At 68.8% G+C, this 25,758-nt stretch carries 22 protein-coding genes and 1 tRNA gene; 8 read left to right on the forward strand and 15 right to left on the reverse strand.

All coding sequences use genetic code 11. The features are described 5' to 3' along the window. Nucleotides 1–72 precede the first annotated feature (72 nt). On the forward strand, nt 73–2,481 hold the full coding sequence (locus BLR99_RS07860) for a S8 family peptidase (protein ID WP_198403723.1): 2,409 nt from the start codon (nt 73–75) through the stop codon (nt 2,479–2,481). 477 nt (nt 2,482–2,958) lie between these two features. Here the strand turns inward: BLR99_RS07860 and BLR99_RS07865 are convergent. From BLR99_RS07865 to BLR99_RS07905, 9 genes are all read right to left on the reverse strand, one after another. After that, a tRNA-Ser gene (locus BLR99_RS07865) sits at nt 2,959–3,046 on the reverse strand. A gap of 42 nt (nt 3,047–3,088) precedes the next feature. After that, nucleotides 3,089–3,778 (reverse strand): urease accessory protein UreG, encoded by a 690-nt coding sequence (ureG, locus tag BLR99_RS07870; protein ID WP_011796585.1) that lies wholly within the window; start codon nt 3,776–3,778, stop codon nt 3,089–3,091. Between the two features lie 4 nt (nt 3,779–3,782). After that, a complete protein-coding gene (locus tag BLR99_RS07875) occupies nt 3,783–4,538 on the reverse strand; it encodes an urease accessory protein UreF (RefSeq protein WP_011796584.1) in 756 nt (251 codons plus the stop codon). Nucleotides 4,539–4,545: 7 nt separating this feature from the next. Next, complete coding sequence (gene ureE, locus BLR99_RS07880) at nt 4,546–5,178, reverse strand: urease accessory protein UreE (protein WP_046059464.1); 633 nt, start codon at nt 5,176–5,178, stop codon at nt 4,546–4,548. Between the two features lie 97 nt (nt 5,179–5,275). Then, nucleotides 5,276–5,782, reverse strand: a complete 507-nt coding sequence (locus BLR99_RS07885; protein WP_041827538.1) for a GNAT family N-acetyltransferase — start codon at nt 5,780–5,782, stop codon at nt 5,276–5,278. An 8-nt stretch (nt 5,783–5,790) separates the two neighbouring features. Continuing rightward, a complete protein-coding gene (ureC, locus tag BLR99_RS07890; RefSeq protein ID WP_011796581.1) occupies nt 5,791–7,509 on the reverse strand; it encodes an urease subunit alpha in 1,719 nt (572 codons plus the stop codon). A 55-nt stretch (nt 7,510–7,564) separates the two neighbouring features. Continuing rightward, complete coding sequence (locus BLR99_RS07895) at nt 7,565–7,915, reverse strand: urease subunit beta (protein WP_011796580.1); 351 nt, start codon at nt 7,913–7,915, stop codon at nt 7,565–7,567. Between the two features lie 26 nt (nt 7,916–7,941). Then, nucleotides 7,942–8,535: a HupE/UreJ family protein gene (locus tag BLR99_RS07900; RefSeq protein WP_011796579.1), complete on the reverse strand. Its 594-nt coding sequence runs from the start codon at nt 8,533–8,535 to the stop codon at nt 7,942–7,944. Between the two features lie 40 nt (nt 8,536–8,575). After that, on the reverse strand, nt 8,576–8,878 hold the full coding sequence (locus BLR99_RS07905) for an urease subunit gamma (protein WP_017439570.1): 303 nt from the start codon (nt 8,876–8,878) through the stop codon (nt 8,576–8,578). A gap of 106 nt (nt 8,879–8,984) precedes the next feature. On the opposite strand from BLR99_RS07905, the gene BLR99_RS07910 reads away from it, so the two are divergent. The 3 genes from BLR99_RS07910 (at nt 8,985) to BLR99_RS07920 (ending at nt 16,343) form a co-directional block, all read left to right on the forward strand. Then, the gene (locus BLR99_RS07910; RefSeq protein ID WP_046059465.1) at nt 8,985–12,578 is read left to right on the forward strand and encodes a hybrid sensor histidine kinase/response regulator; all 3,594 of its coding nucleotides are present in this window, start codon (nt 8,985–8,987) and stop codon (nt 12,576–12,578) included. Nucleotides 12,579–12,583: 5 nt separating this feature from the next. After that, complete coding sequence (locus tag BLR99_RS07915) at nt 12,584–13,645, forward strand: response regulator transcription factor (protein WP_011796576.1); 1,062 nt, start codon at nt 12,584–12,586, stop codon at nt 13,643–13,645. A gap of 79 nt (nt 13,646–13,724) precedes the next feature. Further along, on the forward strand, nt 13,725–16,343 hold the full coding sequence (locus BLR99_RS07920; RefSeq protein ID WP_074687000.1) for a bifunctional diguanylate cyclase/phosphodiesterase: 2,619 nt from the start codon (nt 13,725–13,727) through the stop codon (nt 16,341–16,343). A 22-nt stretch (nt 16,344–16,365) separates the two neighbouring features. On the opposite strand, the gene BLR99_RS07925 is transcribed toward BLR99_RS07920, so the two are convergent. Next, nucleotides 16,366–16,692 (reverse strand): hypothetical protein, encoded by a 327-nt coding sequence (locus tag BLR99_RS07925; protein WP_011796574.1) that lies wholly within the window; start codon nt 16,690–16,692, stop codon nt 16,366–16,368. A gap of 187 nt (nt 16,693–16,879) precedes the next feature. Next, on the reverse strand, nt 16,880–17,365 hold the full coding sequence (locus tag BLR99_RS07930) for a hypothetical protein (protein WP_041827537.1): 486 nt from the start codon (nt 17,363–17,365) through the stop codon (nt 16,880–16,882). Nucleotides 17,366–17,478: 113 nt separating this feature from the next. Between BLR99_RS07930 and BLR99_RS07935 the strand changes: the two genes are divergently transcribed. Then, on the forward strand, nt 17,479–17,949 hold the full coding sequence (locus BLR99_RS07935; RefSeq protein ID WP_011796572.1) for a DUF2269 family protein: 471 nt from the start codon (nt 17,479–17,481) through the stop codon (nt 17,947–17,949). Nucleotides 17,950–18,091: 142 nt separating this feature from the next. After that, nucleotides 18,092–19,228 (forward strand): FMN-dependent L-lactate dehydrogenase LldD, encoded by a 1,137-nt coding sequence (gene lldD, locus BLR99_RS07940; RefSeq protein ID WP_011796571.1) that lies wholly within the window; start codon nt 18,092–18,094, stop codon nt 19,226–19,228. Nucleotides 19,229–19,255: 27 nt separating this feature from the next. Here lldD and BLR99_RS07945 read toward each other — a convergent pair whose 3' ends face one another. The 4 genes from BLR99_RS07945 to BLR99_RS07960 all read right to left on the reverse strand — a co-directional run bounded on the left by BLR99_RS07945 (nt 19,256) and on the right by BLR99_RS07960 (nt 23,369). Further along, complete coding sequence (locus tag BLR99_RS07945; protein ID WP_011796570.1) at nt 19,256–20,350, reverse strand: sensor histidine kinase; 1,095 nt, start codon at nt 20,348–20,350, stop codon at nt 19,256–19,258. Nucleotides 20,351–20,509: 159 nt separating this feature from the next. Then, nucleotides 20,510–21,667, reverse strand: coding sequence for an FAD-dependent oxidoreductase (locus BLR99_RS07950; protein WP_011796569.1), 1,158 nt, complete (start codon nt 21,665–21,667; stop codon nt 20,510–20,512). Nucleotides 21,668–21,854: 187 nt separating this feature from the next. Continuing rightward, complete coding sequence (locus tag BLR99_RS07955) at nt 21,855–22,550, reverse strand: DUF3334 family protein (protein ID WP_017438806.1); 696 nt, start codon at nt 22,548–22,550, stop codon at nt 21,855–21,857. A 138-nt stretch (nt 22,551–22,688) separates the two neighbouring features. Then, entirely contained in the window at nt 22,689–23,369 is a 681-nt protein-coding gene (locus tag BLR99_RS07960; RefSeq protein WP_011796567.1) for a GntR family transcriptional regulator, read from the reverse strand. 299 nt (nt 23,370–23,668) lie between these two features. On the opposite strand from BLR99_RS07960, the gene BLR99_RS07965 reads away from it, so the two are divergent. Continuing rightward, the gene (locus BLR99_RS07965) at nt 23,669–24,916 is read left to right on the forward strand and encodes an MFS transporter (RefSeq protein ID WP_017439704.1); all 1,248 of its coding nucleotides are present in this window, start codon (nt 23,669–23,671) and stop codon (nt 24,914–24,916) included. A 59-nt stretch (nt 24,917–24,975) separates the two neighbouring features. Continuing rightward, a complete protein-coding gene (locus BLR99_RS07970) occupies nt 24,976–25,731 on the forward strand; it encodes a LamB/YcsF family protein (RefSeq protein ID WP_011796565.1) in 756 nt (251 codons plus the stop codon). Nucleotides 25,732–25,758 lie beyond the last annotated feature (27 nt).

Below are 25,758 nucleotides of genomic sequence, written 5' to 3' on the forward strand. Positions count from 1 at the left end.
ACGTATACATACCCTTCACGAAACCAAAAACGAAAGCCTCTGAGAGGAGACTATGCTGCTCACGCGGCTAAATTGCTGGAACAGTTGAGCTCTGCACTTGGTGACCTACCGCCAAGAAGTACAGATGCACGCAGAATTGTTCCGGGGCTCAAGCTTGGAACCGTTGTCGAAGTCACAACGATCGCGCCCTCTGGTCCCCGTGCACAAGCAGCCAAAATTCCTGCGTCGCTCGATTTCCCTGTTCAGGATGTCGTAGTACTTCGGGCGGAACGCAACAGCGACCGAACCGAATCTGCCCTCTTGTTTGTTCCGGATGATGCGCGAGCCTTCCTGAAAGACCGCATTACCGAATATGGGAGAGCTCCGGATCCAGACCATCGTCCCGACATCAACCGCTTTGAAATCCTAGAGCAGGTTGATGCCGCAGGCCCCGAGGCTTTGTTTACCGGTTCGGTGGACCTAAACGATCCCGCTATAGTGTGGTGGGAGCTTTGGGTTCGTCAACCGACTGTGCAGATCGATCAGATCGTGGCTGCGGCTCGCACGGCGCAGATTGACGTGCATGAGGATCGTCTGCTATTTCCTGATACGGCAGTTCTGTTCCTGCATGCGGCAGCCGCCACAATTGCCGCATTTGCCACGAGCTTGCCAGGTGCTATTACCGATATTCGCCAGGCGACGGGAACCATTGAGACCTTTCTGACACAAGGGCGGTCGGCCATCGGGCCGCAGCAATGGATGCATGACTTGGCGGATCGGGTAGTTCCAGCGACTGATGGTGCTCCCGTGGTATGCCTGCTCGACACCGGAGTCTCCGCGCGGCATCCGCTCATTGCCCCTGCGCTTCGCGGCGCTTGGTCATACGATGAGGCTTGGGGCGTGGATGACCATGGCCTTCACGGCGGCCATGGGACTCCGCTTGCTGGCTTGGTACTTTACGGGGATCTCGAGCCACTCATGAACGACTCGCGCTACGTGTTTCTTACGCATGATGCAGAGTCGATGAAGTTACTGCCGCCGCGTGGATTTCCACCCACGAAGCCTCCCAGCTATGGGGTGGTAACGCAGGGAGCGGTCAGTGCGGTGGAGATCGAGCGCCCCGGAGCCAAACGGATATTTTGTATCGCATGTTCGACAGAAGACTTGCCGCCCGACCGTCCGTCGACTTGGAGTGGTGCGCTTGACCAAATCGCTTCTGGCTCGATGCCTGGTGAGGCTAGTGCTGTGCCTACAGCTCTGGAGCGGCCTAAGCGACTGCTGGTCGTTGCCACCGGCAATGTACAAAACGGCATGATCCCGGACGTGCTCACATCGCAACCACTTGAAGATCCTGCGCAGAGCTGGAACGCTTTGACTATTGGTGGGTTCACCCGCAAAGATTTACCTCCCCGCACTCCTACAGGACTTAAGCCAGCGGTGCCTGCCAATCATCGAAGTCCTTTCAGTCGCGGCTCGCAGTCCTTGCCCAGCGATTTAACACCAATCAAGCCCGAAGTGCTGTTTGAAGCCGGCAACATGCTTGCCGATGCGTCCGGCTTCTGTGAGTGGGGTCCTTCAGTGTCTTTGCTGTCGACCGGCTCAAACGTTGCGCATGAGCCATTGGTGCCAATGTGGGCTACCAGCGCGGCAACGGGCATGGCGGGGCATTTCTTAGGTCGTCTGCAGGCAGCGTTGCCTAGCTTCTGGCCGGAAACACTTCGCGCACTTGTTGTTGATTCCGCCCGATGGACAGAGCCCATGCGAAAGAAACTAATCGGTACCGGAGCACATTGGAAGACCGGTACAAAAAAGCAGTTTCAAGCACAGCTTCGGGAGGTCGGCTACGGGGTTCCAGATCTGGAGCGGGCTACCTTGTCCGCTGCCAACGATGCCACCTTAATTGCACAATCGGAAATCCAGCCTTATGCGTTGGGATCCGATGGAAAAACAGGTGTCTTTAATCAAGTTCATTTCTATGACTTGCCATGGCCTAAAAGCGCGCTAGAACAACTAGAGAATGAAGTGGTTTCGATGAAGGTCACGCTGTCGTACTTCATCGAGCCGAATCTGACCGGTAAGGCGGCGACTAGACCTGAGACCTACCGTTCTTTCGGTTTGCGCTTTGAGATGAAGAAGCGAGGCGAGACGAATGCCCGGTTTAAGCATCGCATCTCGTCAAGCCAACAAAAGGATGGCTCAGAAAGCGAGCAGGAGGCTAGTTATTGGCTGCTAGGATCAAAAGCATTCCAGGCAGGCTCTCTTCATTGTGACGTCTGGCGTGGGCGAGCGATTGAACTGGCGGGTCACGACGCGATTGCGATATATCCGGTGGGGGGCTGGTGGAAGTCCCACTCCGGGCAACGACGTGTCAATAACAGGGCTCGATATTCCTTGGTTATCTCAATTTCCGCACCTGGTTGCGCGGTGGACCTTCATGCTGAAGTAGAGGCATTGGTTCACGCAAAAGCGATTGAGGTTGCGGTTGAGGCTACTAACGCTTGAGTCGGCACGTGGTGGGGGCATCTCTGCTCGCGTGTCATGATGAATCCAGAAGTTAGACTGCCTCAACCCCTGGAGTGCATAGTCCTGATGGACTGCTTGCGGCGCAGGCCGGCTTCGGGCCTGATCTCTCACTGCGACAGGAGCAGCCAGTACTACAGGCAGGATTTCCGGGACAGGCTGCAAGCCTGGGCACAGCGCAACTCAAATGTTATGCAAGGGCAACTGCTGGGACAACGTATCACAGAGAGTCTGTGGAACTGACTGACGACCGCTTGCTTTCATGGACAGCGGTTTTCCACGTGAGAGCAGGCAAGTTCATGCACTGGGTCGCCTTCCACAACCGCTCGCGACTACATTCAGCTCTGGGCTACCTCAGCCCGATATAGCACGAACAAGGCTGGTTGGCGGATTAGCGAAAATCTGCCGCTTGACGACCGGCTATGCCCTCCGGGTTTCAGGGGCAACCTCAGTGGTATCTGGCGGAGACTGTGAGATTCGAACTCACGGACGGTTGCCCGTCGGCAGTTTTCAAGACTGCTGGTTTAAACCGCTCACCCAAGTCTCCGCAGGCTGCAGGGTTCGCATTCTAGCCGCGTGGCGCAGCCCCTCAGCCCCGCCCCGCCTGCAGCAACCCCTTCTTCTCGATGAACTCGATCACCTGATCCAGCCCCTGCCGGGTCTTGAGGTTGGTCATCACGAACGGCTTGAGTCCCTGTGCGGTGGTGCGCATGCGGCGCGTGTCCGCCTCCATCACGTCCAGGTTGGCGCCCACGTGCGGGGCGAGGTCGGTCTTGTTGATGACGAAGAGGTCGCTCTTGGTGATGCCCGGGCCGCCCTTGCGGGGGATCTTCTCGCCGGCGGCGACGTCGATGACGTAGATGGTGAGGTCGCTCAGCTCGGGGCTGAAGGTGGCTGCCAGGTTGTCGCCGCCGCTTTCGACGAAGACGATGTCGGCATCGGGGTATTGCGCGAGCATGCGGTCGATGGCCTCGAGGTTGATGGAGCAGTCCTCGCGGATGGCGGTGTGCGGGCAGCCGCCGGTTTCCACGCCCATGATGCGTTCGGCGGGCAGGGCGCCGCTGACGGTGAGCAGGCGCTGGTCTTCCTTGGTGTAGATGTCGTTGGTGATGGCGACGAGGTCGTATTTGTCGCGCATGGCCTTGCAGAGCATTTCCAGGATGGTCGTCTTGCCGGAGCCGACGGGGCCGCCGATGCCGATGCGCAGCGGGGGCAGGGGCTTGGTGCGGTTCGGGACGTGGTGCAGGGGCGAGGTGCTGGTGTGGGCGGTCGTGTTCATGGCGTCATGAGCGGAAAAGGCGGGAATACTGCGTTTCGTGGCGGGCCGAGAGCACGGCCAGCATGGGGGAGAAGGCCTGGCGCTCCGCCTCGCCCAGCTGCATGGCGTGGGCCACGGCGCCGGGAATGGCCGCGGCGAGCCGCGCGAGGATGCGCTGGCCGGCGCTCTGGCCCAGGGGCACGGCCTTGATGGCGGCCTGCACCATGTTCTCGGCCCAGCCGAAGGCGCAGGCGAGCAGCACGTCTTCGGCGCGCGCCTGGGTGCGCGCGGCGGCCAGGGCGAAGGCGACGGGGTAGGTGGGCGGCAGGGCGGCGAGGCGGGCGACGTCGGACAGGGCCTCCGCATCGCCCGCGTGCTGGTTGCGCAGCCAGTCGGCGAGGGAGCGGCCCATCTGCTCGGTCTGCAGGCGCAGTTCGCTGGTTTCTCGGGTGTGCAGCACCCAGTCGTTGAGGGCGCGCACACGCTCCGCGTCGCCCGCGCGCCAAGCGGCGAGGGCCTGGTGGACGACGGCGAGGTCGCCGCGGGCCTGGGTGAGCATGAGCTGTTCCTGCAGCCAGGCGGCGGCTGCAGACTCGTTGGTGACGCCCGCGCATTCGACGGCGATCTCCAGGCCTTCGGAGTACGAGAAGCCGCCCACGGGCAGGGCGGGCGAGGCGAGCCAGATGAGCTGCAGCAGGCTGGCCGCGGGCAGGCCTTGTGGCGCCGATGCCGGATCAGGTGCTGCGGAACCGGCGGGAGCGGGATCGGGTGCAGGCGCCATGCGCGCGTCAGCGGGCGAGGGAATGCGGATGGGCGTGGCCATGGTCCTGGCCGTGATCGTGGTGGTGGCCGCAGTCGTGGTCGTGGCTGTGCTCGTGGTCGCAAGCTTCGGTGCCATGCGCGTGAGCATGGGCGTGGTCATGCCCGTGATCGTGATGCGGATGGTCATGGCCGTGCCCGTGCCCTCCCGCCGCATACGCGCCGCCTTCGGGCTCGAAAGGCGCCTGCTGCTCGGTGACGATGAGGTGCATGGCGCGCAGCATGTCGGCGAGCACGTGGTCGGGTTCGATCTGCAGGTGGTCCGGGCGCAGTTCGATCGGCACGTGGCGGTTGCCGAGGTGGTAGGCGGCGCGGGTGAGGTCGAAGGGGCTGCCGTGCTGCGTGCAGTGGGTGATGCGCAGCACGGCCTGGGGCGCGGCGACCACGCGGACCATGCTGCCGTCCTCGGCCACCAGCACGTCGCCGCCGCGCACGACGGTGCCGCGGGGCAGGAAGACGCCCAGTTCGCGCCCGGTGGAGTCGGTGGCGGCGAAGCGGCTTTTCTGGCGCACGTCCCAGTCGAGTTCGACGGTGGCGGCGCGCTTGAGCAGGACGGGGGCGAGGCCGTGGCCCTGGGGAAGGAGTTTGTTGGCGGTCAGCATGTCGGTGTCCTGGGCGGCGAAAACGCCATTCTGCGGCTTGGCGGCCCTGTCCGGGCGCCTGGGGCCGGCCGGCGGGCGCCTGGCGGATGCGTGTGGGTCAGAGCGCGCGCGTCATGAAGTGGCTGGCCGGGTCGGGGCCGTAGCTGCCGAACGGCGCGCAGTCTTCGAAGCCGTGGCGTGCGTAGAGCGCGCGGGCCGGTGCGAAGAAGGGCTGGCTGCCCGTCTCCAGGCTGATGCGCGCGTGGCCGGCGGCGCGTGCCTCGGCCAGGGCGTGGGCCAGCATGCGGGCGGCGATGCCCTGGCCGCGCAGGGCGGCGGCCGTGCGCATCGACTTGAGTTCCGCATGGCCGGCGTCCAGCCGCTTGAGTGCCACGGTGCCGGCCAGGCGGTCGCCGTCCGGCGTGTCCAGCCAGGCGCTCCAGAAGCGGATCTCCGGGCGGCGCAGGCCGTCGAGGTCGAGCGCGTGCACGCTCTCGGGCGGCGAGATGCGGCGCATGTCGGCCAGGTGCTCCTGCAGGAACACGGCGATGCGCGGATCGCTCAGGTCGTCCAGGCGGATGCGCAGGAGCGGGGCGGTCGTGGAGGCTGGGGTGGGCGCGTTCATCGGCGGGCTCAGAAAAGGAAGTAGCGCTGCGCCAGCGGCAGGCGGGTGGCGGACTCGCAGGTGAGCAACTGGCCGTCGGCGCGCACGGTGTAGGTCTGCGCGTCGATCTCCATGCGCGGGGTGTAGCCGTTGTGCACCATGTGCTGCTTGCGCACGCCGCGGATGCCGCGCACGGCGCTCAGCTGCTTGGCCAGGCCGAAGCGCTCGCGCACGCCGGCCGCCATGGCCGCCTGCGAGACGAAGGTGAGCGACGACCGGGCCAGGGAGCCGCCGAAGGCGCCGAACATGGGGCGGTAGTGCACGGGCTGCGGCGTGGGGATGGACGCGTTCGGGTCGCCCATGGCGGCCACCGCGATGCTGCCGCCCTTGAGGACCATCGCGGGCTTCACGCCGAAGAAGGCTGGCTTCCAGACCACGATGTCGGCCCACTTGCCGACCTCCAGGCTGCCCACGTCGTGGGAGATGCCGTGGGCGATCGCGGGGTTGATGGTGTATTTGGCGACGTAGCGCTTGATGCGGTGGTTGTCGTTGCGGGCGCCGTCCTCGGGCAGGGCGCCGCGCTGCTGCTTCATCTTGTCGGCGGTCTGCCAGGTGCGCAGGATGACCTCGCCCACGCGGCCCATGGCCTGGCTGTCGCTGCTCATCATGCTGATGGCGCCCAGGTCGTGCAGGATGTCCTCGGCGGCGATGGTTTCCTTGCGGATGCGGCTCTCGGCGAAGGCCAGGTCTTCGGCGATGGCCGCGTCCAGGTGGTGGCACACCATGAGCATGTCCACGTGCTCGTCCAGCGTGTTGCGCGTGTAGGGCATGGTGGGGTTGGTGGAGGAGGGCAGGAAGTTGTCCTCGCCCACCACGCGCAGGATGTCCGGCGCGTGGCCGCCGCCCGCGCCCTCGGTGTGGAAGGCGCAGATGCCGCGTCCGCCCACGGCGGCGATGGTGTTCTCGACGAAGCCGCTCTCGTTGAGCGTGTCGGAGTGGATCGCCACCTGGGTGTCGGTGGCGTCGGCCACGTCCATGCAGTTGCTGATGGCCGAGGGGGTGGTGCCCCAGTCTTCGTGGAGTTTGAGGCCGATCACGCCGGCCTCGATCTGTTCGTGCAATGCGGCGGGCAGGCTGGCGTTGCCCTTGCCCAGGAAGCCGATGTTCATGGGGAAGGCGTCGGCCGCCTGCAGCATGCGCTCGATGTGCCAGGGGCCGGGCGTGCAGGTGGTGGCCAGCGTGCCGGTGGCCGGGCCGGTGCCGCCGCCGAGCATGGTGGTGATGCCCGAGGCCAGCGCCTCTTCGATCTGCTGCGGGCAGATGAAGTGGATGTGGCTGTCGATGCCGCCGGCCGTGACGATGTTGCCTTCGCAACTGATGATCTCGGTGCCGGGGCCGATGACGATGTCCACGCCGGGCTGGGTGTCGGGGTTGCCGGCCTTGCCGATGGCGGCGACACGGCCGTCCTTCAGGCCGATGTCGGCCTTGACGATGCCCCAGTGGTCGATGACGAGGGCGTTGGTGAGCACGGTGTCCATCGCCCCTTCTGCACGGGTGCGCTGGCTCTGGGCCATGCCGTCGCGGATGGTCTTGCCGCCGCCGAACTTGACTTCCTCGCCGTAGCCGCCGGCGCGCAGGGTGAAGTCCTGCTCGACTTCGGCGACGAGGCCGGTGTCGGCCAGCCGCACGCGGTCGCCCACGGTGGGGCCGAACATTTCCGCATAGGCGCGGCGGGAGACGGTGGCCATGGTGTGGTCTTGCCTTTCCGGGGGCGTGGCTTGGGGCGTGAAGAGGCGGGGCGGGTCAGGGCTGCTGCGGCAGGCCGGGGGCGGTCTCCGCAGTGCCTGCGTCCAGCGGCCCCTGGATGTCGCCGCGGAAGCCGTACACCGTGCGGCTGCCGGCGAAGTCCACCAGTTCGACGGTGCGTTGCTGGCCCGGCTCGAAGCGCACGGCGGTGCCCGAGGTGATGTTCAGCCGCATGCCGCGCGCGGCCGCGCGGTCGAAATCCAGGGCGCCGTTGGTCTCGGCGAAGTGGTAGTGCGAGCCGACCTGGATCGGCCGGTCGGCGCTGTTGCGCACCACCAGGGTGACGGTGCGCCGGCAGGGGATGAGTGGGTGCTCGCCGTCATCGACCAGCAGTTCGCCCGGGACCATGGTGCGCTCCTTGCCTCGGTTTGCGGTCAGGCCAGGCCGCCCAGCAGGGCGAGGCCGAAGAGGCCGACGGCGGCGCCGGCCGCGCGCGGCAGCCAGCGGTTGGCGCCGCGCAGGGCCACGCCCAGGCCGATGCCGCCGGCATGCAGGGCCACGGTGGCGGCGAGCATGCCGGCCAGCGTGGGCAGGGCTGCGCCGCCGCCGGCCAGTTCGTGGCCATGGGCGATGCCGTGGAAGACCGCGAAAACACCGACCAGCGCCGCGGCGGCGGGCGCGGGCAGGCGGCGCTGCGTGGCCACCAGCAGGCCCAGCACCAGCAGGGAGGCGGCGATCATGGGCTCCACCGCAGGCAGCGACAGGCCCGCCAGCCCCGCCAGCGCGCCCACGAGCAGCATGCCGGCGAAGCCCAGGGGCGCCGCCAGCAGTTCGCGGCGGCTGCGTGCGGCCAGGGCGCTCCAGAGGCCCACGGCCACCATGGCGGCCAGATGGTCCATGCCGGTCAGCGGGTGCAGGAACCCGGCGGCGACGCCGTGGTGGTGGCCGGCATCGGCGCCGGTGTGGGCCAGTGCCGGCAATGCGGCGGCGGCCAGCAGGGCGGGGAACAGGGAACGGGCGATGCGCATGGGGATGCTCCGGGAGGGAAAGGGCGCGCGGCGGGCCGCGTCAGGCGATGGGCTGGTGGACGGTGACGAGCTTGGTGCCGTCGGGGAAAGTGGCTTCCACCTGGATGTCGGAAATCATCTCTGGCACGCCGTCCATCACGTCTGCCCGCGTGAGGACTTCGCGGCCTTCGCTCATGAGCTGGGCCACTGTCTTGCCGTCGCGCGCGCCTTCGAGCACGGCCGCGGATATGAGCGCCACCGCTTCGGGGTAGTTGAGCTTGAGGCCGCGCGCCTTGCGGCGTTCGGCCAGCAGCGCGGCGGTGAAGAGAAGGAGCTTGTCTTTTTCCCGGGGGGTCAGTTCCATGGGGTGGTCCGTCGGTCGCCTCAACTGGGCGGCATCGTAAAGCAGGAACCCTGCCAGTGGGTCGCTGCCGCGTCGGCGATGGCATGAATGCTGCACCTGCCGGGGAGTGAATCCCGCCCCTGTTCCTGCTGCCGATACCCCGCGAGCGGCTGCCGCGCCGCCCGATGGCGAAGCGCCGCAGCGCATCGTCAAGGTGCGCCGCGACTACAACAGCTGGGTGGGCAGCGAGACGCTGGAGGACTATGCGCTGCGCTTCACGCCGCAGCGCTTCCGCAAGTGGTCCGCCTGGCGCGTGGCCAACACGGCTTTCGGCGCCGCCTCGTTCCTGGTCCTGGAGGCAGTGGGTGCCACGCTGCTGGTGCAATACGGTTTCGCCAACGCCTTCTGGGCCATCCTGGCGACGGGGCTCATCATCTTCCTGGCCGGCATGCCGATCAGCGCCTATGCCGCGCGCTACGGGGTGGACATGGACCTGCTCACGCGCGGGGCGGGCTTCGGCTACATCGGCTCGACCATCACCTCGCTGATCTACGCGAGCTTCACCTTCGTCTTCTTCGCGCTGGAGGCCGCCGTGATGGCCTATGCGCTGGAGCTGGCGCTGGACATCCCTCCCGCCTGGGGCTACGTGCTCTGCGCGCTGGCGGTGATTCCGCTCGTGACGCACGGGGTGTCGGCCATCAGCCGGCTGCAGGTGTGGACGCAGCCGGTCTGGCTGGTGATGCTGCTGGTGCCGTTCGGCTATGTGCTGGCGCGCGATCCTGGTGCATTCGCGGGTGTCCTGCACTATTCCGGGGATCGCGGCGGCTCGGCGGCGTTCGATCTGCACCTTTTCGGCGCGGCGCTCACGGTGGGCATCGCCCTCATCACCCAGATGGGGGAGCAGGCCGACTACCTGCGCTTCATGCCGGCGCGCACGCCCGTGAACCGCTGGCGCTGGTGGGCCGGGGTGCTGGCCGGCGGGCCGGGCTGGGTGGTGCTGGGCGTGTTCAAGATGCTGGGTGGCGCGCTGCTGGCCTACCTGGCGATCACCCTGAGCGTGCCGCCCGAGCGGGCGGTGGACCCGAACCAGATGTACCTGGCCGCCTACGGCTACGTGTTCGCGGACTACCGCTGGGCGGTGGCGGCCACGGCGCTGTTCGTGGTGGTGTCGCAGATCAAGATCAACGTGACCAATGCCTACGCGGGCTCGCTCGCGTGGAGCAACTTCTTCTCGCGCCTCACGCACAGCCACCCGGGGCGCGTGGTGTGGGTGGTGTTCAACACGCTCATCGCCTTCATGCTGATGGAGATGAACGTGTTCACCGCGCTGGGGCAGGTGCTGGGGCTGTATTCCAACATCGCCATCGCCTGGATGATGGCCGTGGTGGCCGACCTGGTGGTGAACAAGCCGCTGGGGCTGTCGCCGCCGGGCATCGAGTTCAAGCGCGCGCACCTGTACGACGTCAACCCGGTGGGCGTGGGCGCGATGGCGCTGGCCTCGCTGCTTTCGGTGGTGGCGCACCTGGGGCTGTTCGGGCCGACGGCGCAGGCGTTCTCGGCGGTGATCGCGATGGTGACGGCTTTCGTCGCCGCTCCGGCGATCGCGTGGGCGACCGGCGGGCGCCACTACCTGGCGCGGACCGGGCCGGCCGCGGTACCCGCGCCTGCTCCCGCAAAGTGCGGGCAGGGCGGCTGCTCAGGGTGCGGCCGTGGTGCGGCTGCCACGGCGGCAGCGTCCGCGGCGCCCGCGATGCTGCGCTGCGTGGTGTGCGAGCGCGAGTACGAAGCGCCGGACATGGCCCATTGCCCCGCCTACCGCGGCCACATCTGCTCGCTGTGCTGCACGCTCGATGCGCGCTGCGGCGACATGTGCAAGCCCCATGCGCACCTGGCCGTGCAGTGGGCGGCGGCGCTGCGCTGGCTGCTGCCGCGGCGTGCCTGGCGGGTGCTGGATTCCGGGCTGGGGCACTTCCTGCTGCTGATGCTGGTGATCGCGCCGCTGCTGGCGGCGGTGTTCGGGCTCTTCAACCACCAGGAACTCCAGTCGCTGGGCGCGGCCGGTGCGCCGGTGGCCGCGCTGCGGTCGGGGCTGCTCAAGGCCTACCTGGCGCTGCTGGTCATCTCGGGCATCGTGGCCTGGTGGCTGGTGCTCGCCCACAAGAGCCGCAAGGTGGCGCAGGAGGAGTCGAACCGCCAGACCCACCTGCTGCAGCGCGAGATCGCCCTGCACCGGCAGACCGACCAGGCCCTGCAGGAGGCCCGGCGGACCGCCGAGCAGGCGCGCGGCGTGGCCGAGGAGGCGCGCGAGGAGGCCGAGCACGCCCGGCGCCTCGCCGACCAGGCCAACCAGGCCAAGAGCCGCTACATCAGCGCCATCAGCCATGAGCTGCGCACGCCGCTCAACAGCATCCTGGGCTACGCGCAGCTGATGGGCGAGGACGCCTCCGTGCCGCCGCACCGCCGGCAGGCCGTGGGCGTGATCCGGCGCGGCGGCGAGCACCTGCTCACGCTGATCGAGGGCACGCTGGACATCGCCCGCATCGAGAGCGGCAAGCTCACGCTGCAGGTGCGGCCGATGCGCTTCGCCGACTGCGTGCACGAGATGGTCGAGATGTTCGAGCCCCAGGCCCGCGCCAAGGGGCTGGCGTTCCGGTTCGATCCGCAGGGCATGCTGCCCGAGGTGGTGCGCGGCGACGACAAGCGCGTGCGGCAGATCCTCATCAACCTGATCGGCAACGCCATCAAGTTCACCGCCGCGGGGCATGTGCGCCTGGGCGTGCGGCATGCGCGCGAACTGGCCCTGATCGAGATCGAGGACAGCGGCCCGGGCCTGACCGAGGCCGAGCGCGCGAGCATTTTCGAGCCCTTCGAGCGCGGCGCGGCCAGCAGCCACGGCGCGGCGCCCGGCGCGGGCCTGGGGCTGACCATCGCCAAGATGCTGACCGAGCTGATGGGCGGCGAGATGACGGTGACCAGCACCCCCGGTGCCGGCGCGCTGTTCCGCGTCCGGCTCTTCCTGCCCGAAGTGCATCCCGGCGCCCTGGGCGCGGCCGACCTGCGCGCCGCCGGCCCGCGGTCCGCGCGGCGCGGCTATGCCGGCCCGCGCCGCCGCCTGATGGTGGTGGACAACGAAGAGCCCGACCGCGAACTGCTGGTGCAACTGCTGGCACCGCTGGGCTTCGAGCTGCGCACCGCCGCCAGCGGGCACGACGCGCTGGACCTGCTGGCCGCCGGCTACCGGCCCGACGTGGTCTTCATGGACCTGGCCATGCCCGGCATCGACGGCTGGGAGACCATCCGTCGCCTGCGTGCGGCCGGCCATGCGCGGGCCCACGTGGCCGTGGTCTCGGCCAACGCCTTCGACAAGGGGCTGGAGAACGACGTGGGCATCAGGCCCGAGGATTTCATCGTCAAGCCGGTGCGCCACACCGAGCTGCTGGACTGGCTGGAGCGCCGGCTGGCCCTGCAGTGGCTCGAAGACGAGCCGCCTCCGTCCACCGTTGCCGCGCCGCCGCCGCCAGCCGACGCCGCCATGCCCGATGCCGCGCGGCTCGCAACGCTGGCCGAGGCCGTGGAACTGGGCTATTACCGGGGCGTGATGGCCCAGCTGGCGGAGATCGAGGCCGCGCAGCCCGAATGCGCCGGCTGGGTGGCCCGGGCGCGCGCTCTGGCGCGGCAGTTCCAGTTCGAGGCGCTGGCCCGCCTCATGACCTCTTCCTGATCCCGATGACCGACGTGCCTTCGCCTTCCGCCCCTCATGCCGAGTCCGCCGGCCGCGCAGCCCCGCTGATGGACAGCGACAGCGCCGGCCTGGTGCTGATCGTGGACGACGTGCCCGACAACCTCGCCGTGCTGCACGATGCGCTCGACGAGTCGGGCTACACGGTGCTGGTCGCCACCGGCGGAGAGACCGCGCTGGCCCGCGCCGCCCAGGCCATGCCCGACGTGGTGCTGCTCGACGCCATGATGCCCGGCATGGACGGCTTCGAGGTCGCGCGCCGCCTGAAGGCCCGGCCGGCCACCGCGCACATCCCCATCATCTTCATGACCGGCCTCACCGAGACCGAGCACCTGGAGGCGGCCCTGGCCGCGGGCGGCGTGGACTACGTGACCAAGCCCATCAAGCCGCGCGAGGTGCTGGCACGCATGAACGTGCACCTGCAGGGCGCGCGCCGGGCCCGGCAGGACATGCGCCACGCGGGCCAGGCGCGCAATGCGCTGGATGCCTTCGGCTATGCCAGCATCACCGTGCGCGCGAGCGACGGGCGGCTGATGTGGCAGACCGCGCTGGCGCGCACGCTGCTGCGCGAATACTTCCCGGCCGAGGGCGACGGGCCGCGCGATCCGGCGGCCACGCCCCAGCCCGTGGCCGAATGGCTGCGCGCGCTGCTGCCGCAGATACCGGTCTTCGCCGCGCAGCGGACCGAACCGCCGCGCCTGGTGGTGGAGCGTGGCGCGCGGCGCCTGTCGTTCAGCCTGCACCAGCAGACCGGCGACGGCGAGGGCGGCGGCGACTGGCTGGTCGTGATGCGCGAGGTGTCCGACGCGGCGGTGATCGAGGCACTGGCCCTGGGTTTTCGGCTCACGGCGCGCGAGGCCGAAGTGCTCTACTGGCTGCTCAAGGGCAAGACCAACCGCGACATCGGCGACATCCTGGGGTCGAGCCCCGCCACGGTGAAGAAGCACCTGGAGCGCGTCTATGTGAAGCTGGGCGCGGAAACCCGCACTGCCGCCGCGGGCATCGCCATGGCGCGCATCCGGCAGACACACCCGCAATTCGAAGGGTAGTCCGGGCAGCGGAACGCAGCTTCGGCGCCCTTCTGGGACAATCCGCGACCGCCCGACCGCTGGTTTTCCGCTTTTTTCGATGAACGATCCTGCCCCTTCGCGCCGGGCTTTCCCGCACCGCGGCCATTCGCTGCTGCGGCGCCTGCTGCCCGCCATCGGGGCGCTGCTGGTGCTGATCGGGCTGGGGGCCTACCTGCTGGTCACCAATGCGCTCAGCCAGGATGCCGACGTGCAGGCGCGCTCGCGGACTTTCATCGCCCGCAGCCTGGAGCAGCAGCGCAACGAGACGGGCCGCAACATCATCAACTACAGCAAGTGGGGCGAGGCCTACCGCCACCTGCACCTGACCGTGGACAAGGTCTGGGCGGACGAGCACCGCAACGTGGGCGACATCCCCTTCGATCTCTACGGCTACAACGGCGTGTGGGTCGTCGATGGCGCCGGCCGCACGGTGTACGGCGTCATCGACGGCAAACCCACGTCGCGGCAGATCACCGGCTGGCTGCAGGGCGACGTGGCCGGCCTGCTGGCGGCGGCGCGGGAAAGCGACGTGCAGGACGGCAGCGTCGTGCGCGCGCTGGAGGTGGGCGGGCTGCCGGCGATCGCCGCGGCGGCCACCATCACGCCGGGCTGGGATTCCTCGATCCCCGTCATGCCGGGCACGCCGTCGGTGATGATGTTCGTCACCGTCCTGGACCCGGCGTGGCTCGCGCGGCTGAGCGAGCAATACGGCGTGCCCGCGCTCATGGCCTCGCACGGGCCGCTGCCGGGCCACGAATCGATGCCGCTGCTCGATTCGCCATCCATCCACCTGAACTGGCACCCGCCCCAGCCGGGCCGCGACCTGCTGCGCCAGACCCTGCCGCTGTTCGCGGGCGGCGTGCTGCTGATGCTGGGCGTGCTGGTGCTGCTGCTGCGCAACGCGCTCGCGTCGGCCCGGCAGATCGACGCGCAACTGCAGGCCCTGCGGGCCAGCCAGGCCGAACTCCAGGGCAGCGAGCGGCGCTTCCGCGACATGGCGGAGACCTCCTCGGACTGGCTGTGGGAGACGGATGCGCAGGGCCGGCTGACCTATCTCTCCGACCGCTTCTCGCAGGTCGCCGGGCACCGCCGCGGCGACTGGCTGGGGCGGCCGCTGGCCGACCTGTTGCGGCCCGAGGGGGGGCAGCCGCTGCAGCCCTGGCTGGAGCGCGCGGACGGACGGGGCCCTGCCGAAGCCGACGGCGCCGCACGCGACACCCTGCTGTGCCGCATCGACGACAGTTCCGGCCTGCAGCGCATCTGCCGCGTCACGGCGCGGGCGATCGGGGAGGGGCAGGGCTTCCGCGGCACCGCCACCGACCTGACCGACGAATGGCAGGCACAGGCCCGGGTGCGGCACCTCTCGCTGCACGATACGCTCACCGGCCTGCCCAACCGGCGGCGGCTGCACCAGTTCCTGGCCACGCTCCTGGAGTCGGACGGTCCGGCGCAGCCGCTGGCGCTGCTGTGCCTGGACCTCGACCGCTTCAAGCCCGTCAACGATGCGCTCGGCCACGCCCTGGGGGACCGGGTGCTGCAGGAGGTGGCCCGGCGCCTGCAGGCGCTGCTGGGCCCGCAGGATATCGCCGCTCGGCTGGGCGGGGACGAGTTCGTGCTGGTGCTGGCCGGCGCGCAGGACCCCGATGCCATCGGCCGCCGCTGCGCCGCCGTGGTGGCCGCGCTGTGCGAGCCTTTCGCCTTCGACGGCCAGATCGTCTGCATCGGCACCAGCATCGGCGTGGTGCAGGCGCCGCTGCATGCGCGCACTGCGCAGGAGCTGCTGCGCAAGGGCGACATCGCGCTCTATGACGCCAAGGCGGCCGGCCGCAACACCTGGCGCTGCTACACCGACGCCCTGGACGCGCAGGCCGCCGCGCGCCTGCGGATGGAGCAGGACCTGCGCGTGGCGCTGCGCACCGGGCAGATGCGCCTGCATTACCAGCCCTGCTATGCGGTGGACGGCGGAGCGCTGCGCAGCCTGGAGGCGCTGGTAAGGTGGCAGCATCCCGTGCGCGGAATGCTGCAGCCCGAGGAGTTCCTGCCCCTGGCGCGGGAAACCGGGCTGATCCGTCCGCTGGGCGCGTGGGTGCTCCGCACGGCGTGCCTCGATGCCGCGGGCTGGCCCCGCGGCGTGCGGGTGTCGGTCAATCTCTCGGCCGGCCAGTTCGGCAGTGCCGGCCCGCAGGCGGCCGACCTGCCGTCCGTGGTGGCCGCGGCCCTGCGGGACAGCGGCCTGCCGGCCCGCAGGCTGGAGCTGGAGATCAACGAAGGCATCCTGCTCACCCATGGCGACGAGGCCCTGCAGGCCCTGGCAGCGCTCAAGCAGCAGGGGGTGTGGCTGACGCTGGCCGACTTCGCCTCGGGCTATTCGTCGCTGGCCTGCCTGCGCCACCTTCTGCCCGACGGCATCAAGATCGGCCGTGGCTTCGTCGCGCAGTTGCCCGAGCGCGCGCAGGACCGGGCCATCGTGCAGGCCGTGGGCGCGCTCGCGCATGCGCTGGGCGTCTCGGTGCGGGCGGAGGGCGTGGAAACCCGCTCGCAGCTCGATTGCCTCATGCGCCAGCCCTGCGACGAAGTGCAGGGCTTCCATTTCAGCGATGCGCTGCCGCCGGAGCAACTGGACCGGCTGTGGGGCGCCGCTGCGGCTTCCGGGCCCGGCGCTGGCGCAGGCGCCTGACCGGCGCCCGGCACGCGGCCCTTCAGCGCCCCACGGCCTTTTCCAGCTCGGCCTTGTTCATCTTCGAGCGGCCGGCGATGTTCTTCTTGCGCGCCTCTTCGTAGAGCTGCTCGCGCGTGCGACCCTGCGAGCCGGTGTGGGAGCGCTGCCCGCCGCGCACGGGCGCGGGGGTGTCGTGCACGGTCTTCGGGTTGGCCTTCTTCGCCTCGCCGTGCTGGGCGCGCTCCTTGTTGACGGTGCGCGCCGCGATCTGTTCGGCCGTCTTTTCGCTGCGGCCGCGATCTTCGAGGCTGTCCTTGATGTGTTCGTACTGGCGCTCGCGCTTGTCGCTCCAGGCGGCTCGGGGCATGGCGGACTCCTTGGCGTGGTGGATGAGGGAACAATGGGGAAAGCCCCTTGCGCTATCTGACGGCGTGAGGCGTTCCGTGCGTGTCGGCGCCGCGGGCATGCGGCCGTAGGACGCCGCACCGCCGTGCCGGGAACGCGGTTTGCCATGCCTGGGGACACGCTCAGGCCGCGCCGCGAGGGGCGCGGTATCAGGACCGCCCGGAGCGCTGCACGAGCACGGTGCCCAGGGCCAGCCCCGCACCGAACGCCAGGTACACGGCGGCCAGCGCGCCATGCCCCAGATGGTGCTCGAAGCCGGGCGTGAAGCGGCGCGGCGTGAGCTGGAAATCGACCCAGCAGGCAACGGCGGACGTGGCCGCCGCACGCTGGCAGATGGCCGGCCAGGAGGTCTCGGGCGCGCCGCGCGCGGCGTCGCGGGCGGCGGCGCTGGCCGTGGCCCAGAACACGGAGGCGCCGTGGTGGATGGCGTAGCCGGGCAGGGTGTGGGAGAGTCTCGGGCGGTGTTCGCGCAGTGCGGTGTCGCCCCAGATCCAGTGGCTCACGGCGTTGACGGGCGTGATGGCGGCGCGGGCCTGGCGCCGTCCCGCCCACAGCAGAGCCAGGGTGGAGAGTACGCTGGCGCAGCTGCCGGCGATGGCGCCTTCGCGCAGCGCGCGTTTCCAGTCGATGGGCATGTGGGGCTCCTGTCGGGGAAGGGGACGACGCATCATCGCCAACCGCGCGCCGGTCCGCGTGTCGGATGGCACGGCAAACGCATGCAGGCGCATGCATTCACGGGAAGGTTTCCATGGAGTATTTCATTGCCAAGTGGCTGCACATTCTCTCGTCCACGGTCCTGTTCGGCACCGGTATCGGAACGGCGTTCTACCTGCTGGTCGCCATGCTGGGCCGCGACCTGCGCTTCATCGTGCCGATGACGCGCTGGGTGGTGCGGGCCGACTGGCTGTTCACCGGAACCACGGCGGTGCTGCAGCCGCTTACCGGCTGGTGGCTGGTGCACCTGATGGGGCTGCCCTGGAGCACGCCCTGGCTGGCGCGTTCGCTGGGCCTCTACGTCCTGGCCATGGCCTGCTGGCTGCCGGTGGTGTGGATCCAGATGCGCATGCGCGACGAGGCGGTGCGTGCGCAGGCCGGCCACCTGGATGCGTGGCCCGCGCTGTGGCGCTTCTTCATCGCCTGGGTGGTGCTGGGGGTGCCGGCGCTGGTGGCTTTCCTGGCCATCTTCTGGTTCATGGTGAGCAAGCCGGCAGGGATATAGTCCTTCAGCGCCAGGGCCCCATGCAGGCCATGCTCGACGGCGATGCGCAGGGCGCACGCCAATGTACCGGCGACCACCTCGAGCACGTGCGCACCACCATCCAGCGCCTGGACGCAGACCGCGCCCGCCGCGAGCGACAACCATGATCATCTCTTCCACCGCCGACTACCGCGAAGCCGCCCGCAAGCGCCTGCCGCCCTTCCTCTTCCACTACATCGACGGCGGCGCCTATGCCGAGCAGACGCTGCGCCGCAACGTCGAGGACCTGGCCGCGGTCGCGCTGCGCCAGCGCGTGCTCAAGGACATGAGCCGCCTCGACACCCGCGTCGAGCTGTTCGGCGAGCAGCTCTCCATCCCCGTGGCGCTGGCGCCCGTGGGCCTGACGGGCATGTTCGCGCGACGCGGCGAGGTGCAGGCCGCGCGCGCGGCCGACCGGCACGGCGTGCCGTTCACCCTGTCCAGCGTCTCGGTCTGCCCGATCGAGGAGGTGGCACCGGAGCTCGGCCGGCCCATGTGGTTCCAGCTCTACGTGCTCAAGGACCGCGGCTTCATGAAGAACGCGCTGGAGCGCGCCCAGGCGGCGGGATGCACGGCGCTGGTGTTCACCGTGGACATGCCCGTGCCCGGCGCGCGCTACCGCGATGCGCATTCCGGCATGAGCGGCCCCAACGCCGCGCTGCGCCGCTACTGGCAGGCGGCCATGCACCCGCGCTGGGCGTGGGATGTGGGCGCGCTGGGCCGCCCGCACGACCTGGGCAACATCTCCGCCTACCTCGGCAAGCCCACGGGCCTGGCCGACTACATGGGCTACCTGGGCGCCAATTTCGATCCCTCCATCTCGTGGAAGGACCTGGAATGGATCCGCGCGTTCTGGAAGGGGCCCATGCTCATCAAGGGCATCCTGGACCCGGAGGACGCGAAGGACGCCGTGCGTTTCGGCGCGGACGGCATCATCGTCTCCAACCACGGCGGCCGCCAGCTCGACGGCGTGCTCTCCTCGGCGCACGCGCTGCCGCCCATCGCCGATGCGGTGAAGGGCCGTATCAAGATCCTGGCCGACTCGGGCATCCGCAACGGCCTGGACGTGGTGCGCACCATCGCGCTCGGCGCCGACGCCGCGATGATCGGCCGCGCCTTCATCTACGCGCTGGCCGCGGCGGGCGAGGCCGGCGTGAAGCACGTGCTGGAGTTGCTCGAAAAGGAAATGCGCGTGGCGATGACGCTCACCAGCGTCGCGAAGGTCTCCGACATCACGGGCGACCTGCTGGTGAAGGCCTGACGGCACGGGGCGGTTGCACCGCCCGGCTCAGCCCTTCGGGAGCTCCAGCGTGAAGCGCACCTGGTGATTCTCGCAATGGCCCGTGGCGTCGCCGTGGTGGGCGCGTGCGATCTGCCGCGCGATGAACAGCCCAAGCCCCAGGTGCGTGCGGTCTGTGCCCGGACCATGAAGCCCGCGCCGAAGCGGCTCGAACAGATCGTCAATGCTCTCCGGTGCCAGTTCACCGGCGTTTTCGACCGAGATGGCCACCCCATGCGCGGTGCCCTTGACGCGGACCGTGATGGATCCCCCGGCGTCTCCGTGCTTGACAGCGTTGGAAACGAGATTGCCGAGCGCCTCCCGGACCCGGGACGCGTCGTATGTTCCCTCCGTCGGCCCTTGTGCCGAAAACTCGATCCGTGCGCCCGGATGGGCGAGGCGCTGGAGCTGAACCTCCTCGCTGCAAGCCGCTGCCAGATCGGTCGGCGCCAGATGCAACACCATGCCGACGCCCAGGTTGGACCGGCTGTACTCCAGGAGCGAGTCCAGGAGGGTCGTCATGCGGTGGACCCCTCGCTCGAGCATGGCAGTCTGCTGGACAGGCGCGATGCCCTGCTTGGCCATGAGCTCCACCATCAGGGCGACGGCATTCAGGGGCCCACGCAGATCATGCCCGAGGACGCCCAGAAAAATCTCGCGCCAACGCTCGCGCTCCTGGGCGTAGAACTGCACCGACTCCGCCACGGCCTGGTCGATCGCCTCATTGAACCGCGTGATGTCATGGATGGTGTCCGGACCTGCAGAATGGGCCTCGCTCCATAACCGGAGGATGCTCGACCGCAGCGCCCTGAACTCGGCAACCAGTTGCTCGATGTCGATTCCGCTCTGCGCACGCATCAATCCGTGGGTTTGCGCCGAGCTTTGCGTTGAACCGGGTGGTGCGTTGCCATGCGACTTTTGAATGGACTGCGCCCTGGTTTGCGGGGTCCGCAGGTCTGCTGAAATGGCCTCCAGGATCTGTGGCAAATGGTCGCGCAGTGCCTTGTCGTCGGTTTTTCGCAGTGCGGGAATGGTTCTGGCGTATGCGACAGCCTCTTCCAGGATGCGTTCCCGGGTCGATTCCAAAAAGGCTGCAAGTCGCATGATCGTCTGTCCTTTCTCATCGCAAATATCGGCCGTGAACGGTACTGTGTCCCGCCTTCCCTGAACAGACCCTCATCCTGCGCTTCGACGCATTTTTCCGACGCAGCGGTGGCTCTCCCGCCCGGGGCTGACGGGCGGCATCGGTCACGCCTGTGAAAGTCAGCGAGCGGAGAAGAGGTCCACGACGCTCGCCGGTGCATCGTTGCCGAAGAAGCGTTGGTGATTTTTCGCTGCCTCCCCGGCGAAGGCAGCGCTTCGGGGGAACAGCGCTTGCTCGTACATGGCCAGCGCTGTCTCCAGGTCGCCGGAATGGTCCCGTATCGCATGCGCCAGTTCGGCCCCGTCATGGATGGCGAGATTGGCCCCCACGCCAGCGAACGGCGACATCAGGTGGGCCGCATCGCCCACGAGCGTGACGCCCGGTGTGCGTTCCCACCGGTGGTCCATCGGCAAGGCGTGGATCAGCCGCAGGACTGGCGGCGTATCGCTTTCAGAGGCCAATGCGCGAAGTGGCGGGGCCCATCCCTCAAACTCTTCGGCCACGCGCCGCAGTGCGGCGGCCGGGTCGCCGAAGTCCACAGAGGCGAACCACGGCCCGGGCTTGTCCAATGCGATGTAGGTGTGCAGCGTGCCGTCGGCGTGGTGATGGGCAGGAATGGCCTTGCCCGGCTCGACCGCCATCAGCGTGCCGGTGCCGATGGCGTCGGCGCTCGCCCGGTGCCGCGCGGGGCCGCCGAAGAGGTGCGTTTCGATGAAAGCCGTGCCCCCGTCATGCGGCGTCGCAGCAGAAACCAGCGGCCGGACTCTCGACCACGCACCGTCCGCACCCACGAGCAGGTCGGCCATGGCTGTCGAGCCGTCGGCGAAACGCAGTTCGTGCGGTCCCCCGGGACGGCGATGGGCGTGAACCATCTTGCACCCCCACCGGATGGCGCCCGCGGGAAGGGACGCGATGAGAAGCCGGCGCAATGCGCCCCTGTCCACCTCGGGCCGGGTCGTCCCGCCGGTGCCCGGCTTGTCCAGCAGAACGGTGTTGTGCTTGTCCACCACCCGCTTGGCGTCTTCCCCGGGAAGCGCGAGGGCCAGGAACGCATCGTACAGGCCGGCAGCCTCGAGGCCCGGTTGCCCGGTGTCTTCATGAATGTCCAGCAAGCCGCCTTGCGCTCGCGCTGCCGGCGATGCTTCGCCCTCATAAACGGTGGCAGGCATGCCGTTGACGTGCAGCACACGTGCAAGCGTCAATCCTCCCAGGCCGGCCCCCACGATGGCTATGCGAGGGCTGGTGCATGGCGTCGGTGATCTGAAGCGGACGTACATGGCGTGTTCCGTGAAGGTCCCGACGGGGTGTCGGGTGGAAACGCTGGCCGACCTTCCGGGACGCGGCAGGTGGCGTGTACGCGATGGCCCGCGGCGGGCCATCGTTTTTCGCGGTCTTGGACCCGCTATTTTTGCACGGGAAAGGTTGCGGGGCCGACAGGCGGGGCAGGCAGCCCTCGCGGGAAGATCACATGCCCAGCGACTTGAGCAGGTCGTCGGTGTCGCTGTCGGCGCCGGCGGCCGGCGGAGGGGAGGCGGGCTGGTCGCCCTTGCCGGCCTGGGCCAGCAGCGCGTCCGGGTCCGGCGCTTCCTGCGGCTCGAAGTCGTAGAGCTTGATGAACTCGGTGCGGTCGATGGCCAGCTCGAGGTAGAAGATGTGGTTCTTGGCCGTGTAGAAGGTCACGCGGCGCGCCTCGGGCTGGTCGAGGTTGGCGTCCACGCTCAGCATCACCTGCTTGTTCAGCGCCAGCATCTTGGGCTGGTTCTGCGTGATGTGGGTCTGCAGCTCGCGGCGCACCTTGCCGGTGAAGTCGCCCACCACCTGGTTCATGAGCTCGCCCATCACGTTGGCCACCTCGTCGGAGGTGTAGGAGCTCGCGAGGTCGTCCTGCGACATGCCCATGCTCAGGAGGTAGCTCTGGTAGATCTCCATCGCCGCCTCCTTGGTCAGGTTGATGATGACCAGCCCGGAGAATCCGCCGTCGAACAGAACGAAGCAGCCGATGTCGGGGCGCAGGCAGGTCTTGCTGATGCGCTGCACCATGCCGGAGTAGTGCAGCTGCGTCTGCGTGGCCACGCTCAGCACCCGCGTGACGGAATTGCACAGGCTGATCAGCAGGTCTTCGGTGCCGTAGGTGGGGGCGATCTTGTCGGGCGTGCTCATGGAGATGCGTGCTGAGGTCGTGGCAGGTGCGTAAGGAGGGCTGGGAGCAGGGCGGATGCCCGGCCGCATGCAGTGTAGCGCGCCAACGGCCCGCGCGGACCCCGGGCCGTCCCGTGGAGGGGGCTGCCGGCACGCGGTTCAGCGGGTGCCGCGCTCCAGCCCCGGCTCGGAGATCCGCCGCGCGTACACGGCCAGCACGATGCGTTCCGAATGCACCAGGTAGTCGTGCAGGGCGGCCGAGGCCTCCTGCAGCCTGCCGGCCTCGAACAGCTCGACGATCTTCACGTTCATCTCCACGTAGGGCGCGTGCAGGAATTCCGCGTCCTTGAGCAGCCCGAAGGCCAGGCGCAGCTCGGCCAGCAGATGGGAGAACATCACGTTCAGGCGTTCGCTGTCGGCCAGTTCCACCACGGCCATGTGGAACTCCATGTTCGCCGTGCCCGCGCCCTGCCAGTCGCCCGCGTCGCGGCAGCGCAGGGCGTTGTCCACCGCCTCGCGCAGGTGCTTCTTGGCGGGGTGGCGCGGATAGGCCTGGGCCAGCGCCTGGCATTCGATGAGCCGGCGCACGCGGTAGATGTCGATGATGGACGCGATGCTGGGCACCGCCACCGACACGCCGCGGTTGGGTTCGTGCCGGAGCAGGCCCTCCTTGGTGAGCAGCCGGAACACCTCGCGCAGGGTGTTGCGCGAAATCTCCAGGCTCTCGGCCAGCGCGGCCTCGGACAGGCGCTGGCCCGGGGCCAGCTCGCCGGCCACGATGCGGCGGCGGATCTGGTCGCTGACGCGGTCCGTCAGGTTCTGTACGGGGGATTCACTCATCGGCGGCGGGCAGGCGAAAGGGGAGGCGGGGCGCCGCGGCTGGTCGAGCGGGGCGGACGTCCGGAGCGCCAGTGTATCGGGCGGCGGGCCTCCGGCGGGGGCGGGCGCTGCGCCCCGGGCACCGTGCCCGCGCAATGGCCGCACCAACGGCATGCGGGTAATCCCCATCAACGATCCAAATCAAATTGTTCAACAATTTATGCAGATGATTCATCAATGGATGGGTTCCTGATGAAACATGGCGCGGTGATTGCTCTGTGCCATGGGTCTCTTCCCTTCGCAGAAACGGAACACGCACCATGTGGCTCAAGGAAACCAGCAAGGAAGAGCGCAAGACGCTCTTCGCCGCCTTCGTCGGCTATGGCGTCGATGCGTTCGACTACATGATCTATACGTTCATGATCCCGACCTTCATCCTGGTCTGGGGCATGACCAAGGCCGAGGCGGGCTATATCGCCACCGGCGCGCTCATCAGCTCGGCCATCGGCGGCTGGCTGGCGGGCATCCTGGCCGACCGCTACGGCCGCGTGCGCATCCTGCAGCTGACGGTGCTCTGGTTCAGCTTCTTCACCTTCCTGAGCGGCTTCACCCAGTCGGCCGAGCAGCTCTTCATCACCCGCATGCTGCAGGGCCTGGGCTTCGGCGGCGAGTGGTCGGTGGGCTCGGTGCTGATCGCCGAGATGATCCGCGCCCGCCACCGCGGCAAGGCCGTGGGCCTGGTGCAGAGCAGCTGGGCGGTGGGCTGGGGCCTGTCGGCCGTCGCCTTCTGGGCCGTCTATGCGCTGGTGGAGCAGCAATACGCCTGGCGCGTGCTGTTCTGGCTGGGCGCGCTGCCGGCCCTGTTCATCCTCTACATCCGCCGCAACATCAGCGAGCCCGCCGTCTATCGCGAAACCAAGGCGCAGCTGGCCCGCACGGGGCAGAGCAGCGGCTTCTGGCTGATCTTCAAGCCGGGCGTGCTGCGCACCACGGTGTTCGCCAGCCTGCTGGCCACCGGCATGCAGGGCGCCTACTATGCGGTCACCACCTGGCTGCCCACCTACCTGAAGATGGAACGCAACCTGTCGGTGCTGGGCACCAGCGGCTACCTGATGGTGCTGATCTTCGGCTCGTTCGCGGGCTACCTCACCAGCGCGTGGCTGTCCGACCGCCTGGGCCGCCGCCGCTGCTTCATCCTGTTCGCCGTCTGCGCGGGCGTCCTGGTCACCTGCTATACGCAGCTGCCGATCACCGACGCCGCCATGATGGTGCTGGGCTTCCCGCTGGGTTTCTTCCTCTCGGGCATCTTCTCGGGCATGGGCGCCTACCTGTCCGAGCTGTTCCCCAGCCACATCCGGGGCTCCGGCCAGGGCTTTTGCTACAACTTCGGCCGCGCCGTGGGCTCGGTGTTCCCGGCGATGATCGGCCACATGAGCGCCAGCATGCCGCTGGGCGTGTCCATCGGCTACATGGCCGCGGGCGCCTACCTGATCGTCGTCATCGCCTGCCTGGCGCTGCCGGAAACGCAGGGGCGCGAGCTCTCCGCCAGCACCGACGCGGCGGCCTGAGCGGCGCTGTCTCCGGCTTCCTGCCGGCGCTCCATTCCTCGACGTTCTTTTCCTCTCGTATGCATATCGACCTGAACAGCGACCTGGGCGAAAGCCTGGGCGCCTGGCGCATGGGCGACGACGCCGCCATGCTCGGCATCGTCACCAGCGCCAACGTGGCCTGCGGCTTCCATGCCGGCGACGCGGCGGGCATCCTGGCCACGCTGCGCGGCGCGAAGGAGCGCGGCGTGGCGGTGGGCGCCCACGTCGCCTATCGCGACCTGGCCGGCTTCGGCCGCCGCAACATGGACGTGGCGAGCGCCGATCTCGTCGCCGACGTCATCTACCAGATCGGCGCGCTGCAGGGCCTGGCCACGGCCGCCGGCACGCGCGTGACCTACGTGAAGCCGCACGGCGCGCTCTACAACACCATCGCGCGCGACGCGCGCCAGGCCCGCGACGTGATCGCCGCCATCCGCGCCATCGATGCTTCGCTGGCGCTGGTGGTGCTGGCGGGCTCCCCGCTGGAGCGCTGGGCGGCGGACGCCGGCCTGCGCGTGGTGGCCGAGGCCTTCGCCGACCGCGCCTATACGCCGCAGGGCACACTGGTGTCGCGGCGCGAACCCGGTGCCGTGCTGCACGATGCCGGCGAGGTCGCGCGGCGCATGCTGCAGCTCGTGCGCGAAGGCACCGTGCGGGCCATCGACGGCAGCACCACCCGCGTGCGCGCCGATTCCATCTGCGTGCACGGCGACAGCCCCGGCGCCGTGGACATGGCCCGCGCCGTGCGCGGGGCGCTGGAGCGCGAGGGCATCGCCCTGCGCCCCTTTGCATGACGGGCTTGGCCGAAGAAAGGAGCCGCC

The sequence above is a fragment of the Paracidovorax citrulli genome (assembly GCF_900100305.1).
GTDB classification, from domain to species: Bacteria; Pseudomonadota; Gammaproteobacteria; order Burkholderiales; family Burkholderiaceae_C; genus Paracidovorax; species Paracidovorax citrulli.

What these genes read in the sequence shown, in the direction of transcription:
- BLR99_RS07925 (WP_011796574.1), bottom strand. Translation starts at nt 16,692, where the DNA reads ATGCCCCGAGCCGCCTGGAGCGACAAGCGCGAGCGCCAGTACGAACAC.
- lldD (WP_011796571.1), top strand. Translation starts at nt 18,092, where the DNA reads ATGATCATCTCTTCCACCGCCGACTACCGCGAAGCCGCCCGCAAGCGC.
- BLR99_RS07935 (WP_011796572.1), top strand. Translation starts at nt 17,479, where the DNA reads ATGGAGTATTTCATTGCCAAGTGGCTGCACATTCTCTCGTCCACGGTC.
- BLR99_RS07960 (WP_011796567.1), bottom strand. Translation starts at nt 23,369, where the DNA reads ATGAGTGAATCCCCCGTACAGAACCTGACGGACCGCGTCAGCGACCAG.
- BLR99_RS07965 (WP_017439704.1), top strand. Translation starts at nt 23,669, where the DNA reads ATGTGGCTCAAGGAAACCAGCAAGGAAGAGCGCAAGACGCTCTTCGCC.
- BLR99_RS07945 (WP_011796570.1), bottom strand. Translation starts at nt 20,350, where the DNA reads ATGCGACTTGCAGCCTTTTTGGAATCGACCCGGGAACGCATCCTGGAA.
- ureE (WP_046059464.1), bottom strand. Translation starts at nt 5,178, where the DNA reads ATGCTGACCGCCAACAAACTCCTTCCCCAGGGCCACGGCCTCGCCCCC.
- BLR99_RS07930 (WP_041827537.1), bottom strand. Translation starts at nt 17,365, where the DNA reads ATGCCCATCGACTGGAAACGCGCGCTGCGCGAAGGCGCCATCGCCGGC.
- BLR99_RS07920 (WP_074687000.1), top strand. Translation starts at nt 13,725, where the DNA reads ATGAACGATCCTGCCCCTTCGCGCCGGGCTTTCCCGCACCGCGGCCAT.
- BLR99_RS07905 (WP_017439570.1), bottom strand. Translation starts at nt 8,878, where the DNA reads ATGGAACTGACCCCCCGGGAAAAAGACAAGCTCCTTCTCTTCACCGCC.
- BLR99_RS07915 (WP_011796576.1), top strand. Translation starts at nt 12,584, where the DNA reads ATGACCGACGTGCCTTCGCCTTCCGCCCCTCATGCCGAGTCCGCCGGC.
- BLR99_RS07875 (WP_011796584.1), bottom strand. Translation starts at nt 4,538, where the DNA reads ATGGCGCCTGCACCCGATCCCGCTCCCGCCGGTTCCGCAGCACCTGAT.
- BLR99_RS07950 (WP_011796569.1), bottom strand. Translation starts at nt 21,667, where the DNA reads ATGTACGTCCGCTTCAGATCACCGACGCCATGCACCAGCCCTCGCATA.
- ureC (WP_011796581.1), bottom strand. Translation starts at nt 7,509, where the DNA reads ATGGCCACCGTCTCCCGCCGCGCCTATGCGGAAATGTTCGGCCCCACC.
- BLR99_RS07955 (WP_017438806.1), bottom strand. Translation starts at nt 22,550, where the DNA reads ATGAGCACGCCCGACAAGATCGCCCCCACCTACGGCACCGAAGACCTG.
- ureG (WP_011796585.1), bottom strand. Translation starts at nt 3,778, where the DNA reads ATGAACACGACCGCCCACACCAGCACCTCGCCCCTGCACCACGTCCCG.
- BLR99_RS07895 (WP_011796580.1), bottom strand. Translation starts at nt 7,915, where the DNA reads ATGGTCCCGGGCGAACTGCTGGTCGATGACGGCGAGCACCCACTCATC.
- BLR99_RS07885 (WP_041827538.1), bottom strand. Translation starts at nt 5,782, where the DNA reads ATGAACGCGCCCACCCCAGCCTCCACGACCGCCCCGCTCCTGCGCATC.
- BLR99_RS07970 (WP_011796565.1), top strand. Translation starts at nt 24,976, where the DNA reads ATGCATATCGACCTGAACAGCGACCTGGGCGAAAGCCTGGGCGCCTGG.
- BLR99_RS07900 (WP_011796579.1), bottom strand. Translation starts at nt 8,535, where the DNA reads ATGCGCATCGCCCGTTCCCTGTTCCCCGCCCTGCTGGCCGCCGCCGCA.